13 protein-coding genes are annotated in these 16,452 nt (G+C 62.1%); 4 read left to right on the top strand and 9 right to left on the bottom strand.

What is annotated here, in order from left to right:
• Nucleotides 1-148 precede the first annotated feature (148 nt).
• The 3 genes from NQL71_RS20560 to pdxR all read right to left on the bottom strand — a co-directional run bounded on the left by NQL71_RS20560 (nucleotide 149) and on the right by pdxR (nucleotide 2,616).
• On the bottom strand, nucleotides 149-568 hold the full coding sequence (locus NQL71_RS20560) for a cupin domain-containing protein (RefSeq protein ID WP_274643180.1): 420 nt from the start codon (nucleotides 566-568) through the stop codon (nucleotides 149-151).
• A 196-nt stretch (nucleotides 569-764) separates the two neighbouring features.
• Complete coding sequence (locus NQL71_RS20555; RefSeq protein ID WP_046818089.1) at nucleotides 765-1,058, bottom strand: putative quinol monooxygenase; 294 nt, start codon at nucleotides 1,056-1,058, stop codon at nucleotides 765-767.
• A 124-nt stretch (nucleotides 1,059-1,182) separates the two neighbouring features.
• Nucleotides 1,183-2,616 (bottom strand): MocR-like pyridoxine biosynthesis transcription factor PdxR, encoded by a 1,434-nt coding sequence (gene pdxR, locus NQL71_RS20550; protein ID WP_274643179.1) that lies wholly within the window; start codon nucleotides 2,614-2,616, stop codon nucleotides 1,183-1,185.
• 205 nt (nucleotides 2,617-2,821) lie between these two features.
• Between pdxR and NQL71_RS20545 the strand changes: the two genes are divergently transcribed.
• From NQL71_RS20545 to NQL71_RS20530, 4 genes are all read left to right on the top strand, one after another.
• Nucleotides 2,822-3,262 carry a carboxymuconolactone decarboxylase family protein gene (locus NQL71_RS20545; protein ID WP_274643178.1) on the top strand — a complete coding sequence of 147 codons (441 nt, stop codon included), beginning with the start codon at nucleotides 2,822-2,824 and terminating at the stop codon, nucleotides 3,260-3,262.
• A 73-nt stretch (nucleotides 3,263-3,335) separates the two neighbouring features.
• Entirely contained in the window at nucleotides 3,336-4,313 is a 978-nt protein-coding gene (locus NQL71_RS20540; protein ID WP_274643177.1) for a LysR substrate-binding domain-containing protein, read from the top strand.
• A gap of 81 nt (nucleotides 4,314-4,394) precedes the next feature.
• On the top strand, nucleotides 4,395-4,916 hold the full coding sequence (locus tag NQL71_RS20535; RefSeq protein ID WP_077183770.1) for a GNAT family N-acetyltransferase: 522 nt from the start codon (nucleotides 4,395-4,397) through the stop codon (nucleotides 4,914-4,916).
• Between the two features lie 110 nt (nucleotides 4,917-5,026).
• Nucleotides 5,027-5,521, top strand: coding sequence for a hypothetical protein (locus NQL71_RS20530; protein ID WP_166619936.1), 495 nt, complete (start codon nucleotides 5,027-5,029; stop codon nucleotides 5,519-5,521).
• A gap of 70 nt (nucleotides 5,522-5,591) precedes the next feature.
• On the opposite strand, the gene NQL71_RS20525 is transcribed toward NQL71_RS20530, so the two are convergent.
• The 6 genes from NQL71_RS20525 to NQL71_RS20500 all read right to left on the bottom strand — a co-directional run bounded on the left by NQL71_RS20525 (nucleotide 5,592) and on the right by NQL71_RS20500 (nucleotide 16,452).
• Complete coding sequence (locus NQL71_RS20525) at nucleotides 5,592-7,952, bottom strand: tetratricopeptide repeat protein (protein WP_274643176.1); 2,361 nt, start codon at nucleotides 7,950-7,952, stop codon at nucleotides 5,592-5,594.
• Nucleotides 7,953-8,119: 167 nt separating this feature from the next.
• Nucleotides 8,120-10,633 carry a fused MFS/spermidine synthase gene (locus tag NQL71_RS20520; RefSeq protein ID WP_274643175.1) on the bottom strand — a complete coding sequence of 838 codons (2,514 nt, stop codon included), beginning with the start codon at nucleotides 10,631-10,633 and terminating at the stop codon, nucleotides 8,120-8,122.
• Nucleotides 10,634-10,817: 184 nt separating this feature from the next.
• Nucleotides 10,818-12,398: an arylsulfatase gene (locus NQL71_RS20515; protein ID WP_046818097.1), complete on the bottom strand. Its 1,581-nt coding sequence runs from the start codon at nucleotides 12,396-12,398 to the stop codon at nucleotides 10,818-10,820.
• Nucleotides 12,399-12,473: 75 nt separating this feature from the next.
• The gene (locus NQL71_RS20510; protein WP_046818098.1) at nucleotides 12,474-13,502 is read right to left on the bottom strand and encodes an HAD family hydrolase; all 1,029 of its coding nucleotides are present in this window, start codon (nucleotides 13,500-13,502) and stop codon (nucleotides 12,474-12,476) included.
• The gene (locus NQL71_RS20505) at nucleotides 13,499-14,875 is read right to left on the bottom strand and encodes a hypothetical protein (RefSeq protein WP_274643174.1); all 1,377 of its coding nucleotides are present in this window, start codon (nucleotides 14,873-14,875) and stop codon (nucleotides 13,499-13,501) included. The genes NQL71_RS20510 and NQL71_RS20505 overlap by 4 nt, the downstream gene beginning before the upstream one ends.
• A complete protein-coding gene (locus tag NQL71_RS20500) occupies nucleotides 14,872-16,452 on the bottom strand; it encodes a VWA domain-containing protein (protein ID WP_274643173.1) in 1,581 nt (526 codons plus the stop codon). Before NQL71_RS20500 ends, NQL71_RS20505 begins: the two co-directional genes overlap by 4 nt.

The following is a 16,452-nucleotide window of genomic DNA, read 5'->3' as shown; positions in this document are numbered from 1 at the left end:
CTAAACCGGTCGTGGAATAATCAAACAGCCCTAATCAACGGGTGGATAGTTTTGTTTGATTTAAAGAGCGTTGGTTAATTGCCGGGAGAAATAAAAAGTCCCGAATCGTCTGATTCGGGATTTATAGTTATGGCTGTTCGTTCAGCGATCAGTTTTTCAAGGGTACAAGTACTTTTTCGTCCGGCGACAACACCATGAATACCAGCAATTTTGCAGGCTCGGTCGCGCTGGCGTTTTTCGACACCAGGTGTTCGGAGCCGGCGGCTTCGTACCAGTATTCGCCGGCCTTGTAGGTCACCGCTTTCTCGCCCTTTACCTGAGAAACAATGGACCCCGAGAGGACGTACGCCATGGCGGTACCGTCGTGTTTGTGGGCGATGGATGATTGGCCGGGCTCATAGTCGACCTCGATCATCAGCGCCTTCTTGCCCGGTACGTTTTTCAGCATCTGGTCCTGCAATACCGTGACTTTTTCCGAAGGGTCGCCGGCTTCATGGGCGAAGGCCGAAGAGGACAGGATCAGGGCGAGGGCAGCAAGGGGAGCGGCACAGAAACGCAAGACGTTCATGGTTCATTAACCTGCAGGGGTGAGTTGTCAGGGACCAATCTATTGCGTCAGGGGGGGCAAACAAACAGCCAATTTTCGCGAAGGCGAGGGGACCAATATGCGGCGCGGAACGAAAAAGATCGCAGTCCCCGACAACGTTTGCAGAGGTACCCATACTCTGCAAGCGCGGCCAAGGGCTGCGATCTTTAATCGGGTCTTATCTGATCGGAAAGCTGTTGAAGTCGACGGCATTGGCCAGTTGGCAATCGATCAGGTCGATGAAGCCTTGCACCTGGGGACTGTTGAAGTGTGATTGCATGGCCGTTTCCGATTGCCAGTGGGCGCTGACAGTCCAGCGATTACTGTCCTCAGGGCAGCGGTCGACCATATAGGATTCACAGCCCGGTAGTTCGCGCAGGGTGTCGACAATCTTTTGCAATTGCTGACCCAGTTCATCCGAGCGGCCGGCGACGGCCTGAACCTTTACGGTATTGATTACGTTGTAGGACATTGGCACTCACTCCTGAATCAGGCCGGACGTATCCTGCTCATTGAGGGATAACGCCTATGCAGGATAGGCCTGCTCCCCCGGACCACCAATAGCCAATCGCTGAATAAAGGCGCAGACCAATGCGTCAGGCAACCTGCTGCAGAATGTCCCGAAAACGATCCAGGGCGATGTCGATGTCCAGGGTCTCGATGGCGCCAAACCCCAAGAAAAACCCGTCCTGGGGCGCTTGCTGGTAGAAAAAGCTGTCGATGGCATAGAGCCCGACTTCAACCTTTTTCGCCAGTTCGATCACCAGCGCCACATCGATCGGTACCCTGCACAGCACCACCATGTGAAAACCCGCGGTGGTTGGCACTGCCTCAAGCCAGGGCGAGAGATCACCGGCCATGCGCGCCAGGATCCGCTCACGCCGGCCCGCGTAGATCGTATGGCAACGACGGATGTGCTTGAGCAGGCAGCCTTCAGCGATGAATTTGGCCAGCGCCCACTGGGGCAAGGTGGAGGTATGCAGGTCGGTCAGTTGTTTGGCGCGCACCACCGCCTCGAGGATGGCGGGCGGCAGGATCGCGTAACCCAGGCGCAGCTCCGGCAGCAGGGTTTTCGAGAAGGTCCCGACGTAGGCGACGATCCCGCGATCATCCATGCTTTGCAGCGAGTCTGTGGGGCGGCCTTCGTAGCGGAACTCGCTGTCGTAGTCGTCCTCGATGATGATCGCGCCCAGTTCATGGGCCTTGGCCAGCAATGCGACTCGTCGCTCCTGGCTCATGGGCATGCCCAAGGGGAATTGGTGCGAGGGGGTGACGTAGATCAGCCGCGTGCCGAGAGGGATCTTGTCCACCACAATGCCCTCGGCGTCCACCGGCACGCCAATCACCGTGGCGCCGTGAGTGCCGAACAGCAGGCGTGCCGGCGGATACCCGGGGTCTTCCATGGCCACGATGCTGCCCGGGCGCGTCAATACTCGGGAAATCAGGTCCAGCGCCTGTTGTGCGCCATTGCACACCACCACGTCCTCATCCTGGCAATTGACCCCGCGAGAAAAAGCGATGTGCTGCGCGATGGCATTGCGCAGCGCAGGCAGGCCTTCGGGCAGGCTGTAGAAACCCTTGGACCCGGCAATCTGGCGCAACGCATGGGAGGTGCAGCGCCGCCAGTCGTCCTGGGGAAACTGGCCCTTGCTGGTGGCGCCGCCAATGAAGTCGTAACGCAGCGAGCCTTCGAGCGTCGGGTGACGCAGGAACACCGGCAGCTTGCGCCATGATTCGATCACCTCGAACCCGGCGAGCTCGTTATGGCTCTGCTTGCGCTGAACTTTGGAGGCCCGCGCGTTGACGTAGGTGCCTTTGCCGATCATCCCGGTGAGAAAGTTCTCATAGGTCAACTGCGCATAGGTATCGGAAATGGTCTTGCGCGAGATGCCCAGTTGCTCGGCCAGCAGGCGACTTGGCGGCAGTTGTGTCCCGGCTGCCAGGCGGCCCGATTCGATAGCGCCGCGCAGTTGCTTGTACAACTGGCCCGCCAGGTCCTTGCGGCCGTTGATGACGACATGTAGTTCCATACCGGCAAGGCTCCAGGGCAATTGAGTCGCGTGTGCATCGGGCCAGATTAACCTCAACCGGTGTTCATGCAGTAGTTGCGTGGTGGAAAAACCGCCAATTGGTCTGCGGCCCGGTGGTCCACGGAAAATTCGCATAATTGGATGTGTAACGCAGCGTTATCAACGACTACCTTGAGGACACACCGTCGCTACCCGAGGTCGCGCCATGAACCCCCGCCTGGATTACTACAGCGCCTCGCCCAAGGCGATGAAAGCGATGATCGCCATGGAAGCCCTGACCATCCACCTGAGCATCGAGCCGTCGCTGCTGCACCTGGTCAAGATCCGTGCCTCGCAGCTCAATGGCTGTGCGTTCTGCACCGACATGCACTCGGTGGATGCCCGGCGTCTGGGTGAAACCGACCGCCGCCTGTATTGCATCATGGTCTGGCGCGACAGCAATTTCTTCAACCCGCGCGAGAGGGCAGCCCTGGCCTGGACCGAGGCGGTGACGCTGCTTTCGCAAAGCCATGTGCCGGACGACGTCTACGAGCAGGCGCGAGGGGAATTCAGCGAAGGCGAACTGGTGGACCTGACCATCGCTGTCACCACCATCAACAGCTGGAACCGCCTGGCCGTGAGCTTTCGACAGGCGCCCAGCGCCTGAACCGCTGTCACACGTCGTTCATGCACGATGCTCAAAATGGAGCTCCCACTGATAGATCGACAGGGAGTCATCGATGTCATTCATGGAAACCAGCGACGACCCGCTTTTAGCGCAATATCCCGCCTCTCTCGATAAAACCCCTTCCTGGCGCAACCGTGCGGCGCAAATCGATCCGCAACAGGCACGGTGCTTCAGCATTACTGCCCGTTGCGGCTGCTTCATGCAGGCCGCCCGGCGCCTCAATATCAAGGCAACCCTGTTGCGCAAGCACTTGGCTCAGCTCGAAAAGCAGTTGCAGTGTTCGTTGTTTGGTCCTTCGGAGAACGGTCTGGTGCTCAGTCGTGACGGCCTGCAACTGCACAGGCAGTTGACAGCGCTGGCCCATGAACGGGAGCTGCCGGTGATCGAGCAGCCACGGGTGCGACTTGCGGTCGCCGAGACCATCCTGCACGACATCCTCGGTCGCGATCTGGTGGCGTTGCTGCGACGCAATGCCAGTGCTCGCCTGGACATCATCAGCCTCGATAGCGAATTGTCCCTGCAGGCCGTCAGCGCCGATGTCGTGGTGTGGCTGGCGGGTACCGACTCGCCGCTGCCGAGCCCGAGTTTCGCCGTCAGCGAGCCCCGTTGCCTGGCGCGACTCGACTACATGCCTCATATCGCCAAGCGTTATTCGCGGGTCGCCGCGCGCCCGGAGGGCCTCGATGACCTCGCCGATTTCATGCTCGTGCAATGGCAGCACGATCGGCAAATCGACAGTTTTCGGCCCTGGAACGACCTGGTCGACCAGCGCCTGGCCGGCGTCGTGCAGTCGCATTCCTATGAGCTGATGCTGGAGATGGTCCGTTGCAGCGCCTGCATCGGCCTGTTGCCCGCCTACATGCGCCACTTCGACCGTGGCTTGATCGGCTTGCCGGGGCTGTTCAGCCCGTCGATGCAGCGCCAGGTGTGGATGGCGGTGAATGTCGAGTCAGAGGGCGAGGTGCAGGTGCAGGCGATTGTCGAGTTGATCCTCAGTACCTTCGAAGAGCGACGGGAGTGGTTTTTGTAGGCGCTCGCTCCTACAGGGGCTTTGCCATCAATGATGCGTTAGAGTAGGCAGACCCTGTCTGCCATCAAGGATGAATCCCCCATGACCGCCACCGACGCCGTCATCACCCTGGAACGCCTCAACGATTCCCACGTTGCAGGCATTACCGAGCTTTACCGCGACCCGCTTGTCGCACGTCAAACGTTGCAAATGCCGTTCCCGTCCACCGAGACCTGGCACAAACGCATGGCGACGGACAACGAGCGGGTCATTCAACTGGTGGCCCTGCACCAAGGGACGGTGATCGGCAGCCTCACCCTGGAACAATTTTCCCGTATCCGTCGAAGCCATGTCGGTAATTTCGGCATGGGCGTTGCGCCCGCGTGGCAGGGCAAGGGCGTGGGCTCGAAACTGTTGGCGGCGGCGCTGGATATCGCGGACAACTGGATGAACCTGCGGCGGGTCGAGCTGAGCGTGTATGCCGACAACGCAGCCGCCATCGGCCTGTACCGCAAGTTCGGCTTCGAAGACGAAGGGCTGTTTCGCGACTATGCGGTGCGCGACGGCGCCTACGTCGATACCTTGAGCATGGCGCGCCTGCGGCGCATGCCCAAGGCTGATTGATCGCACGTCCTGAGGTAAATGCCACCGCTCGTGCTTTTAGTCGTACGCCGGTGGCACGCATCTGCCATGCTCAATGTCCGCAGCACCGCTCCAATCAAAGGAACACCGCAATGGACGATGTACAGCAACTGGGCGAGATGCTTCGCCACTACGCAGAAAGCGAAGCGCACAAGAAACAGTTGTTCGAGGCGCAATCGAGCGAGTGGGCGAGGCGCATTGATGAGTTGTTCGATCAGATCCAGCAGTGGCTGGAGCCGGTCAAGGCCCCCCATTTGCTGGAAGTGAGCCGCGAGGCGTATGTCGCGTCGGGGCCCAGTGTTCCGGTGGAGACATCCACCTTCAAGACGGAAAAGCTCAGCATCCTGATCGCCGGCAAGCCGGTGGAGTTCGTGCCCGATGTGATGGGTGTCGGCGGCCAGATTTCACTGGCGGTGATGGGGTTTACTGCGGCGCGTTATGGCAGCGTCTCGCTGGTGTGCCTGCCACCGTCCACGAACTGGCAGTGGCGCAAGACCAATGGCCTGAAAGACCCGGACACCTTTGCCTTCGATGCGAACTTCCTGGCCCAGCAGTTGCAGAGCCTGATTCCCCGCGAGCGCGGCTGATCCTGCAAGGCGGGCACAACCCCTGTACGAGCGGGCTTGCCCGCGAAGGGGCCTTCGGATCAGTCGTCGATCACTTCAGCGCCGGATCCCCCATGTTCATCTTCTTCCAACCCTGCAACAGCACCTGGGCCTTGGGTTCCTGGCCGTTATCCAGGTAGTACTGGATCAACGACAAACGGGCATTGCGGTTGGCCGGCTGCACTTTCAACAGCCTTTCCAACTCCTCGCACGCGGCATCGACCTTGCCACTGTCATGCAGGGCCACGGCCAGTACGTAGCCGTACTGCGCACTCTGCGGTTCCAGTTGCGCGGCCTTGCGCAGGAACGGCATGGCCTGTTCGGCTTTGCCGGCACGCACCAGCGACAAGCCCTGGGTGTGTTGCAGCAGCGCAGCGTCGGGATGTGCCTTGAGGCTAAGCGCCATCAGTGCCTGGGCTTCCTGACTGCGGCCGTTGGCTTCCAGCCACTGCACCAGGGTCACCAGCGCCGGGTAGAAGTTCGGGTCGCGCTGCAGTGATGTGCGCAACAAACCTTCGACTTCGCCACCGCGGCCGCTGGCCTGGTACAACATGGCCAGGTTGAGGTTGGCTTCGGCGCGTTCGGCCAGGCTTTTTTGCACAGCCTCGTATTCGCCGATAGCAACCTCCCAGTTGCCCTGGGCGCTGCCCAGGCCGTTGCGGGCCACGCTGAGCAAGTCGCGGGCAGCGGCGATGCGCACGGCCTTCACCGGATCGCTCAGCAAGGGCGACAGCAGCGCTGCACGCTCGGGCGGCGGCAGGAAGGCGCTGATGGCACGGATGGCGCTTTCACGCACTTGCGGGGCCGGGTTGCCCAGGTCCTTGGTCGCCAGTTTCAGCGCCTGTTCACTGGGATACAGCGGCAACTCGGCCAACAGCGTCGCCCGTTGAATCGCCGGCAGGTTGCTGCGTTGCAGCTGCTCGTACAAGGCTTGCGCCGCGCCGGGCTGGCCGTTGCGGATCAGCCACAGGCTTTCGTCGTAGCGCGGGGCCTGCACGACGCTGGCGTTGGCGGTGTTCCATAGCTTGAACTGCTCGGTGACCTTGTCGCCGGCCTTGCCCTGATGGCAGGTCAGGCAGGCGTCCGGTGTGCCGAGTTTCTTCGCACGCTCGGGGTTGGGGATGCTGAAGCTGTGGTCATGCCGCAAGTCATTGCCCATGTAGAACTTGCCGGGCATGTGGCAATCCACGCACTGTGAACCCGGCTGGCCCATGGTGTGGCGGGTGTGTTCGACGGAATCGTAGTTCTTCGCTTGCAGGCCTTTGCCATCGACGGTGTCCACCGGTGTCTTGCCAGCGGTGTTGTGGCATTGCAGGCAGACGCCATTGCCCGGTGCCTTGAGTTGCGTGCTGTGGGGGTTGTGGCAGTTGCTGCAGCGCACACCCTTGTCGGACATTTTGCTCTGGGCGAAGGAGCCGTGCTCGAACACTTCGTCCTTGATCTTGCCGTCCAGGGCGTACAGCTCGCGGGTCAGGGCGCTTGGCAGGTAATCGTCCATCAGGCGCTTGCCGACGGTGAAGCCATCACCCAGCGGCGCGCGGCGCGAGTGGCAGCGGGCGCAGGTTTCGATTTCGACGGTGGCGTTCTTGTCCTTGAGGTCGACGGCAAAACCCGCGTGGACCAGGTCGGTCTTTTTCGCCGTCCATTCCAAGTGATTGGAGGCCGGGCCGTGACAGGCCTGGCAACCGACGCCGAGGCTGTTCCACTGGCCGTCGAAGGTGTTTTTCGCGGCATCGAAATTGCGCTTGTAGCCGGTGGTGTGGCACTCGACGCACATGAAGTTGGCGTTCTGGCTGGGTTGGCTCCAGTGCAGCGGGTCCTTGAAGGTCACGCCCTGGCCCGGGTAGAGATGAAACCAGCGGTGCTTCTCGGTATCCCAGGCGATGCCCAGGGCTTGCAGGCGACCGTCGCCCACCTCGATCAGGTACTGCTGCAACGGTGCGATGCCGAAGGTGTAGGCGACCTTGAAGTCGGCGTTCTTGCCGTCGATGCCGGGGGTGTTGACCCAGAATCCGTCGTCCTTTCGCGAGAACCGGGTGGTTTCGTTCTCGGCCTTGAAGGTGACGCTGTTGAAGTCGCCGAGCATCGTCTCGGCATTGGCTGGCTGCATCGCCAACTGATGATGGGAACCTTGCCAGTCCTTGACCTGGGCGCTGTGGCAGCCTTGGCATTGTTGTTCGTCGACCATGTTCGCCGGCGCCATGGCAACGGGTTGTGGCTTGGCGGGCTGGACGACAGGGGCGCTGACTGGCGCAGGGGGCACGGGGGCCGGTTGGCTGCTGAACAGGAACCAGCCGATGCCCGCGACCGCCATCAGCAGGACGCCGATGGTGACGGGAAACAGGTAGCGATTGATCAGGGTCGGTGGCGAATCAGGGTTTGGGCTTGCTGCTTTATTTTTATGTGTCGGCATTACGACTTCCGTAGTCCAGGTGCGTTTGCCGTCAGGCGCGCGTTGATGCTCGAGGCAGCTTTGCCGCAAGGGCGGCGTGTGTCAATTGGTGATTGTGATGAAGCGGATGGCCCCATCGCTGGCAAGCCAGCTCCTGCAGGAGCGAGCCTGCTCGCGAAAGCGATCTGTCATTCCCCGACAAACCAGCGGAAATACGGATTCCCCCCATCCCCGCGCATCACCTCGCGCACATCCCTGGCCCAGGCATCCCGATCACCGTCGTAGGCGTGCAGGCTTGCCCGGTAGAACTGCATCAGGCGTTGCCGGTGAGCATCCATTCGCTCGTTGAACCCGGCTTCGGCATTCACCAGCGGCGGCGCGACGTGCAATTCCAGCAGGGCCGGCAGCACGCGGCTGATTTCCCTGGCCCGCACCCAAGGCGCGTATTCGATGCGCGGCTGATCGTCCGTCACCGCCGGTGCATCGGCGGCGAAACGTTCCAGGCCGGCGCGATCGGTCACCCAGGTCGCGAGCAGCGCGGCGGCCGAGCCGATGCCGACGTCCTGCAAGGTGCTGCGCACGCTGTCCTGCTGGAAGCGTTGGCTGATTTTCGCCGCATCCAGTTCGATCGGCTCCATTGAGCCCACCAGCAGCATCTCGTGGAACTCGCTGGTCCACAGCGTGGCGTAGGGGAAGACATCGAGGAAGCTACGCACCAGGGAACGCGAGTCGTCGATGTTCTGCGTGGGCAATGGCAGCCATTGGGCGACCAGGCCCTGTTTGTGCAGGCGACTGGCGGCCAGTTGATAGAAGTCCCGGGAATACAGGTTGACCACGCCGGCCGCGGAGGGCGGTGGCGGTTCCAGAGTGATCAGGTCATAGGGTTGCGGGTTGCGCAGCAGTTCCTGGCGACCGTCGCGCAGGCGCACGTCGACACTCGGGTCGGCCGCGGCATCGAAATTGCCCTTGAACAAGGGCGCCGCCTTGATCACCGATGGCAGCAGTTCGGCGACCACCCGATGCTCAAGGCCCGGATAGCGGGTCAGGGCGCCCGCGGTGATGCCCGTGCCGAAACCGATCACCAGCGCCGAGCGTGGTTCGCCGTTGTGGATCACCAGCGGCAATAGCGCCTGAATGCGCATGTAGCGCAGCGAAGGCATGGCATCGCCGGTATTGGACACACCCTGGATGTACAAGCGCTGGAACGCCCGCTGGCCCTTGCCCTGGGTAACCACGGCAACGGTGCCGCCGCGTCCTTCCTCGTAGAACGCCAAGGTGCCGTTGCGCGCGCCGGGTAAAAGGCTGGCCAATTTGTCCACTGGGGTCAGCAGCGCCAGCGCCAGCGAGACCAGGCCGACCGCGATCACGCCCTGGCGCCGAGCTTTCTTCACGCCGTGACCCTTGCGCACCGCGAAGTAGCCAATCGCGGCGGCGATGATCGCCAGCAATCCGAGGGTACGCACCAGCCCAAGCAGCGGGATCAGCACAAAACCACAGAGCATCACCCCGACGATGCCACCGAGGGTGTTGAACGCCACCACCTCACCGACATTACGCCCGACATGTTCGCGCCCGACACTCAAGCGCAGCGCCACGGGAAACGCCGCGCCGAGCAGCACGGTCGGCACGAACACGATGCACAGTGCGGCCACCGCAAAGCGTACGCTCATGCCCAGCAATTCACTGGCACCCAATGACAGCACCCAGGCTTCGGATGCGCTCTGCGCGAGCACCAGCCAGCGCCCCAGCAGGGCAATCTCCAGCAATGCGACCAAGCCGGCACCGGCGATCAGCAGGCCGAACACGCCCCAGGGATCGCGCAGGCGATCAACCCTACGGGCGAGCAGGGCGCTGCCCAGGAACAGCCCGGTGAGGTAGGTCGCCAATACCACGGCAAAAGCGTAGGTGCGGGTACTCATGAACTGCACGATGGATTGCGACCAGACCACTTCGTAACCCAGGGCCACGCCGCCGGCGATCGAGTAGAGCCAAAGAGCCAGGCGATCCGGAGCTTTTTCGGCATGCTGTTTGACCGGTGCCTGAACGACTGGCGAGCGCTGGCGCTGGAACCACAGGGCGCCAGCGGCGGCCAGCAGATTGAGCATCGCGGCGGCCAGGGCACTGCCACGCACGCCGAGGGTGGCGATCAGCACGAACGCGGCGAGCAGGGTGCCGGCGATGGCGCCGGCGGTGTTGGCCGCGTACAGGTGGCCGCCGGCCTTGCCCAGTTGCTGCGGGTCGCTGGCCAGGGAGCGAACAAGGACCGGCAGGGTGCCACCCATCAGCAGCGCCGGAGCGCCCACCAGCGCAAACGGTAACACCCAGGCCAGCAGGCCGATGTGCTGCTCCAGCCAGGCAAACGGGCTGGCCGCGACGCTCATGGCGAACGTCGCACCGACCCCCAGCAGCGCCACCAACACTTCCAGCCCGGCATACAGCAGTACTGGCTGCTGCAGGCGATCCGCCCAGCGCCCGAACAGCAAGCCGCCCAAGGCCAATCCTGCAAAAAATGCACTGATCCCGGTGGTGATGGCGTACACCTCGACGCCCACCACCAGCGACAGCTGCTTGATCCACAGCACCTGGTACACCAGCGCCGCAGCACCGGAGACGAACAGCAACAGGGCGGGGATCAACAGCGCCGGGGAGGCGACGTGAGGGGCAGGTATGGCCGACGACTTGCTGGCGACACGTGAGGACATTGCGGATTGCCTTGTTCCGGTTCAAGAACACCTGTGACTGTGCCGTCCCTTTCGCGAGCATGCCCGCTCCCACATTTGGAACGCGGTCCCCTGTGGGAGCGGGCTTGCTCGCGAAGGGGCCGATGCGGTCCCAAGCCAAAAATAAGTCCGCTCGCCGGTGAAGGCGAGCGGCGGTCGAGCAGTCCTACTGTGCAGCTTTCATTTTTTCTTCGATCTTGGCGTCCACCGCCTGACGAATCTGGTCGATGCTAAAGCTCGCCGGCCGTTGGCTTGGCGGGTAGTCGACGAAGGTCTGCAGGAACGCTGCCGATTTCATCACGGCTATTTCGGTCAGGTAGACGTTCTTGGTCATCCAGTCAGCGTACTGATCGGAAACCACGTCAGCACGTTCATACGGGTCCATGCGCAGGTTGAAGATTTTCGGTACCCGCAGGCAAACGAAGGGTTCGCTCCAGACTTTGAATCCACCGGGTTCGCGCTGTTCGCAGAACACCACCTTCCAGTTGTCGTAACGCATGGAAACCAGTACGCCATCATCGTTGAAGTAGTAGAACTCCTTGCGATCGCTTTTAGGTTGTTGGCCGGTCAGGTAAGGCAGTTGGTTGTAGCCGTCCAGGTGCACCTTGAAGTTGGTGCCGCCGGAAGTGGGTGCCCAGCCTTTGAGCAGCTTGTTTTTTACGTCGGGCTCACCCACGGCAGCCAGCAAGGTCGGGAACCAGTCCAGGCCCGAGAACATCTCGTTGGACACTTCACCGGCCTTGATCTTGCCCGGCCAGCGAACCATCGCCGGAACGCGATAGGCGCCTTCCCAGTTGGAGTTTTTCTCATTGCGGAACGCCGTGGTCGCCGCGTCCGGCCAGGAGAACTGGTTAGGACCGTTGTCGGTGGTGTAGACGACGATGGTGTTGTCGGCGATTTTCAGGTCGTCGAGGGTTTTCAGCAATTTGCCGACGTCACCGTCATGCTCGATCATGCCATCGGCATAGTCGTTGCCGGCCATGCCGCTTTGGCCCTTCATCGACTCGCGCACGTGGGTGAAAAGGTGCATGCGCGTGGTGTTCATCCAGACGAAAAACGGCTTGTCCGCCTTGGCTTGTTTTTCGATGAACGCCTGGGCCGCCGCGGTGGTTTCGTCGTCGATGGTTTCCATGCGCTTGGTGGTCAGCGCACCGGTGTCCTCGATCTTGCCGTCAGCAAAACTATGAATCACACCGCGGGGCGTGAAGGCCTTGGTGAACTCAGGATTGTCCTTGGGCCAGTTGGGACGTTCCGGCTCTTCTTCGGCGTTGAGGTGGTACAGGTTGCCGAAGAACTCGTCGAAACCGTGGTTGGTCGGCAGGTATTCATCGCGGTCGCCGAGGTGGTTCTTGCCGAACTGACCGGTGGCATAGCCCTGCGACTTGAGCGCCTGAGCGATGGTGATGTCACGTTTTTGCAGGCCCACTGTCGCGCCTGGCAGACCGACCTTCGCCAATCCAGTGCGCAGCACGGTCTGCCCGGTAATGAAGGACGATCGTCCTGCCGTGCAACTGTTCTCCGCGTAATAGTCGGTGAACATCATGCCTTCCTTGGCGATGCGGTCGATGTTCGGCGTCTTGTAGCCGACCACCCCCATGGAATAGGCACTGATGTTGGTCTGGCCGATGTCGTCGCCAAAAATCACGAGAATGTTGGGTTTATCGGCAGCCCCGGCCGTTGCCGAAATTGCCATCACCGACGTCGCGACCAAGGCGAGTTTCGGTAGCCACTTGCGTATGCGAGTCATAAGACTTGCTCCTTTTTGCTCATTGGCGTCGTTGGAATACGACAAACGTTTATTGCAGTCCTGCGTCACGCTTTCTTATTGCACTTGCCCGGTTGTGGCGGCATCGAACGGATAGATCCGGCGCCATTCGGCGGCCATGTCGACGACTGTCCAGCCACGTTTGTTTGCTTCGTCCAGCGCCTTGTCCAGGCGGCCGATCTGCGACTGGCGGTCATAGGCCCATTCGCGCTTGGCGTCGGTGTGATGCACCAGCCCCATGAATCGTTTGCCCGACCCTGCGGCCGTCCACTGCAGCATCTGCAGGTCGCCATCGGAGTTGCCGAAGGCGAGAATCGGTCGACGGCCGATCACCGCGTCGATGCTCACCGGCTTGCCCGGTCCGTCATCGTTGTGCGCCAGTTTCGGGGTGCGCAGGATCGACGCCTGGCCATCCTTGTATTCAAAGGTGGTGACGAATGTAGTACCGATCACCTGTTCGGGCGGGATGCCGTAGACCTTTTCGGCGAAGGCGCGCATGAAGGCGGTGTCGCCACCGGAAACGATGTAAGTCTTGAAGTTCTGGCTGCGCAGGTAGTCGAGCATTTCCAGCATCGGCTGGAAGATCATCTCGGTGTAGGGCTTGCCGGTTTTCGGGTGGCGAGCCTGGGTCAGCCAGGTCTTGGCGTAGTCGTCGAAGGCTTCGGTGGTCATGCCGGTGTGGGTCGCACCGAAGATTTTCATCATGCCGTCGAGGCCGCTGGCGGCCAGGGCCTTGTGATCGTTTTCCAACACGGCCTGGAACGGCTGGGTGGTTTTCCATTCCGGGTGCTGCGCGGCGGTGCGCTTGACCTCTTCCAGGGCGAACAGCAGTTCGAAATACATCGGCTGCTCGCTCCACAGGGTGCCGTCGTTATCGAACACGGCGATGCGGTCCTCGGGTTTGACGAAGTCCTTGCTGCCTTGATCGGTCACCGCCTGGACGAACTCGATGATGTTCTTTTTCGACGGACCGTCGTTCCACGACGGCAGTGGCTCGGCGGCCTGCACCAGCAAAGGCAGGCTCAGGGCCAGGGCAAACAGCAGTTTTAACCCGTGGAACTGGCGGCGCGCTATCGGGTTTGTCATGGGAAATCCTTCTCGTGAACTGGGTTGAGTGGGCGCAGTGCGGTAGCGAGTGATTCCTGTTCGTGCCCGGCCTGACTATGCAGCGTAGTCAAGGATTCCTTGAGTTGGTGCAACGCCTGATCTTTGGTTGGCTGACGGCCGTAGCACGCGCGCAGGAAAGCTTGCAGGCGCGGGCCGAAACCGGTCAGCTTCAGGCCGTTGCGGCTGCGTCGGGTCCACAGGTACAGGGCGCCCAGTTGTGGCGGCTGGCCATCCAGTTGCGCCGGGATCTGCCGCCAGGCGTAGTCGGGCGATTGCAGCCACGCCGCGTGGCGGGCACGGCGCCGGGCCTGCCAGGCGAGGTGCGCGCGGTGCATGTACGGGCGGGCAAACCAGGCGAGCAAAACCACGGCTGACAGCAGTGCCAGCAGGCCCAGGGCGAAACCCGAGAGGTGCAGGCGATGGCTCTGGCCGAGTTTTTTCAGGTCTTCGCTGATCGAGAACACGGGCTTGTAGGCGCTGTTGGCGGCGGCGTCGAAGCTCACGGCCGGGACCTGGGCGGTGCGGGTCTGCTGGCTGCTGGCGTCCCACCATTTCAGCTCGATGGCCGGCAGGCTGTGCTGGCCTTGGGTGTCGATGCGGTAGGTCACGCTGTCGATGCGCTGGCCGCCGGTGAAGTGGCCGCGCCCATCGTCCAGATTGCTGATTTGCGGGCTTTTCGGGTAGCGGCTCAGACCGCTGACGTCGCCCAGGGACGGCGTGGGCAGCGACATGGCCAGGGCGCCGTCAGCCTGAAGCGTAACCTCTCGGGTGAGGCTGTCGCCGACTTTCAGCGGCGAGGACGAATTGACGATCTTCTGGCTGAACCGCAGTTTTTGCGCGACCAGCACCGGCTCGCCAGGCTGGAAACCCGGCGGTTGCGTCGCGGTGAAGTGCAGCGGTTGGCTTTGTGCACTGAGTTCCGTGGTGGCTTGGCCCGGGGTCACTCGTACCGTCAGCGGCGGGATGTCGAACGCCTGGGCCAGGTTTGGCGTGATCAGGTAGGTGTAGCGCATGCCGTTGAAGGATTTGCCGTCGAGCGTCTGGTTCAGGTGTTCGGCGTGGCCGTCGGACGGCATTACCAGCGCGCCGGGCAGTTTGAGGCCGGGCAGGGTGGGGGCGCTGGTGAACCAGGTGTCGGTGAGCACGTCCAGGTGCAATTCGACGAGGCTGCCGACCATGGCGGTTTCGGCGGGCTGCAGGCTGGCCTGGATGCGCAGGTCGGGTTCGGCGGCGAGGGTGGTGGTGCTGATCAGCAAGGTGAGCAAGAGACAAGGGAGCAGGGTGCGGCGCATATCTCCTGTAGGAGCTGGCTTGCCAGCGAAGGGAGCGACACGGTCTTTCAGACTGATCATGGCCTGGTCCCCACCTGATCCTGCAAACTGAACTTCTGTTTCAGGAACTTCGCCGGCGATGTCGTCAGGTTCTGCAACCACTGAGCATCCGACGCCGCCTGTTCGGTTTGCACCTGTTTGCTCTGGCCCTTGCCCGGTGCCTTGTCCATCTTGATTTCGTCCGGCTTGACCTCAGGGGCGTTTTTCTCCGCGTCTTCGGTGTCTTTCTGCAGGGCGATGGCCAGGGCCAGGTTGGCCGCGGCTTCAGGAAACTGTGGCTGCAGCTTCAGCGCCTGGGTGTAAGCCGCAATGGCCTGGTCGAACTTGAAACGGCGCACGTAGATGTTGCCCAGATAGAAATACGCCTGGGGCGTTTCCAGCCGCGCGAAGCTGGCCAGGGCCAGGTCGAAATCGGCTGCGTTGTAGGCGGCGATGCCTTTCCAGTACGGGTCGACAAAATGCGCGGCGGCCTGGGGGAAGTGTTCGTGCTCGAAGGCCCAGCGACCTTGCTGGTCGGGGGTGAAAAATGCGTCGGTCAAGGCGTTGGCCTGTGCCGGGGCGGGCTGCAAGCCGATACCGATGGCCAGTAAAAGACCGGCCATCCAATTCACGCTCCATCCCTTGCGCACACTGAAAAACGCCAGCAACAGCAGCGGCCAGCACAACCAGTAACCGGCATCCTTCCAGTGCAACTCTCGCTGTTCATCGCTGGCACTCTGGAAATGCTGCTGGGCGTGGAGATCGATCCAATCCAGGTCGTCGTTGTTGAGCGTCAGGCTGCCCAGCGGCGCGTCCAGGGCTGAGGCCAGTTGCTTGAGGGCAGCCTGATCGAAACTGCCCAGCGCCGGGCGACCATTGCTGTCGGTGCGCGGCTGGCCGTTGGCATCGTGGATGATCCCGCCGTCTTCGCTGCCGACCGCGAGAATCAGCGCTTGCAGCGCGCCGTCGGCCAGTTGTTTGTCGAGGCCGGCCAGGGCCGAGGTGTCGGCGCCGTCGGTGATCAGCAACAGGGTGCCTGGGGTTTTTTCCGCCGCCAGCAGGCGCTTGGCCTGGTCGATCACCGCGCCGACGTTTTTCCCCGGTTTGCCGATCAGCTCGGTGCCCAGCGCCTGGATGAAGGTGTCGAGCAAGGCCGGGTCGTCCGTCGGTGGCAATACCAGGTGCGCGCTACCGGCGTAGGCGATCAGCGCATTGCGCGCGCCGGCGCGCCGCTGGATCAGGTCATGCAGCTTGTGCTTGGCCGCTTCCAGGCGACTGGGTTGCACGTCGTTGGCGTCCATGGACGGCGACAGGTCAATGGCGATGATCAGCGGCGCACGGTTCTCCAGGAAATCCGGGCGATCCTGTTCCCAGGTCGGCCCGGCAGCGGCAACCGCGCCGAGCATCAACAGCGCACAGACCAGGTGCACCGGGCGCAACCATTGCTGATCCTGGGGGGTAATCAGCAAATGCGGCAGCAGGTGTTCGGCGATGTTGCCGCGCAGACGCCGCTGCAAGTCGCGGCTACGGCGCCACAGCAGTGGCAACAACGCGGCAAAAGGCAACAGCAACAGCCAAAGTGGGCGCAGGAAGTGGAAGTCGCTGAGATTGATCTCCAT

The sequence above is a fragment of the Pseudomonas serbica genome (assembly GCF_028823535.1).
Taxonomy (GTDB): domain Bacteria; phylum Pseudomonadota; class Gammaproteobacteria; order Pseudomonadales; family Pseudomonadaceae; genus Aquipseudomonas; species Aquipseudomonas serbica.
The sequence above is the reverse complement of the archived record's forward strand: the minus strand, read 5'-3'. Positions and strand labels throughout refer to the sequence as shown.

Bases quoted from the DNA above. Each gene is read 5' to 3' on its own strand.
- NQL71_RS20560 (WP_274643180.1), bottom strand. From the start codon at position 568: ATGAACGTCTTGCGTTTCTGTGCCGCTCCCCTTGCTGCCCTCGCCCTG.
- NQL71_RS20555 (WP_046818089.1), bottom strand. From the start codon at position 1,058: ATGTCCTACAACGTAATCAATACCGTAAAGGTTCAGGCCGTCGCCGGC.
- pdxR (WP_274643179.1), bottom strand. From the start codon at position 2,616: ATGGAACTACATGTCGTCATCAACGGCCGCAAGGACCTGGCGGGCCAG.
- NQL71_RS20545 (WP_274643178.1), top strand. From the start codon at position 2,822: ATGAACCCCCGCCTGGATTACTACAGCGCCTCGCCCAAGGCGATGAAA.
- NQL71_RS20540 (WP_274643177.1), top strand. From the start codon at position 3,336: ATGTCATTCATGGAAACCAGCGACGACCCGCTTTTAGCGCAATATCCC.
- NQL71_RS20535 (WP_077183770.1), top strand. From the start codon at position 4,395: ATGACCGCCACCGACGCCGTCATCACCCTGGAACGCCTCAACGATTCC.
- NQL71_RS20530 (WP_166619936.1), top strand. From the start codon at position 5,027: ATGGACGATGTACAGCAACTGGGCGAGATGCTTCGCCACTACGCAGAA.
- NQL71_RS20525 (WP_274643176.1), bottom strand. From the start codon at position 7,952: ATGCCGACACATAAAAATAAAGCAGCAAGCCCAAACCCTGATTCGCCA.
- NQL71_RS20520 (WP_274643175.1), bottom strand. From the start codon at position 10,633: ATGTCCTCACGTGTCGCCAGCAAGTCGTCGGCCATACCTGCCCCTCAC.
- NQL71_RS20515 (WP_046818097.1), bottom strand. From the start codon at position 12,398: ATGACTCGCATACGCAAGTGGCTACCGAAACTCGCCTTGGTCGCGACG.
- NQL71_RS20510 (WP_046818098.1), bottom strand. From the start codon at position 13,502: ATGACAAACCCGATAGCGCGCCGCCAGTTCCACGGGTTAAAACTGCTG.
- NQL71_RS20505 (WP_274643174.1), bottom strand. From the start codon at position 14,875: ATGATCAGTCTGAAAGACCGTGTCGCTCCCTTCGCTGGCAAGCCAGCT.
- NQL71_RS20500 (WP_274643173.1), bottom strand. From the start codon at position 16,452: ATGGAGATCAATCTCAGCGACTTCCACTTCCTGCGCCCACTTTGGCTG.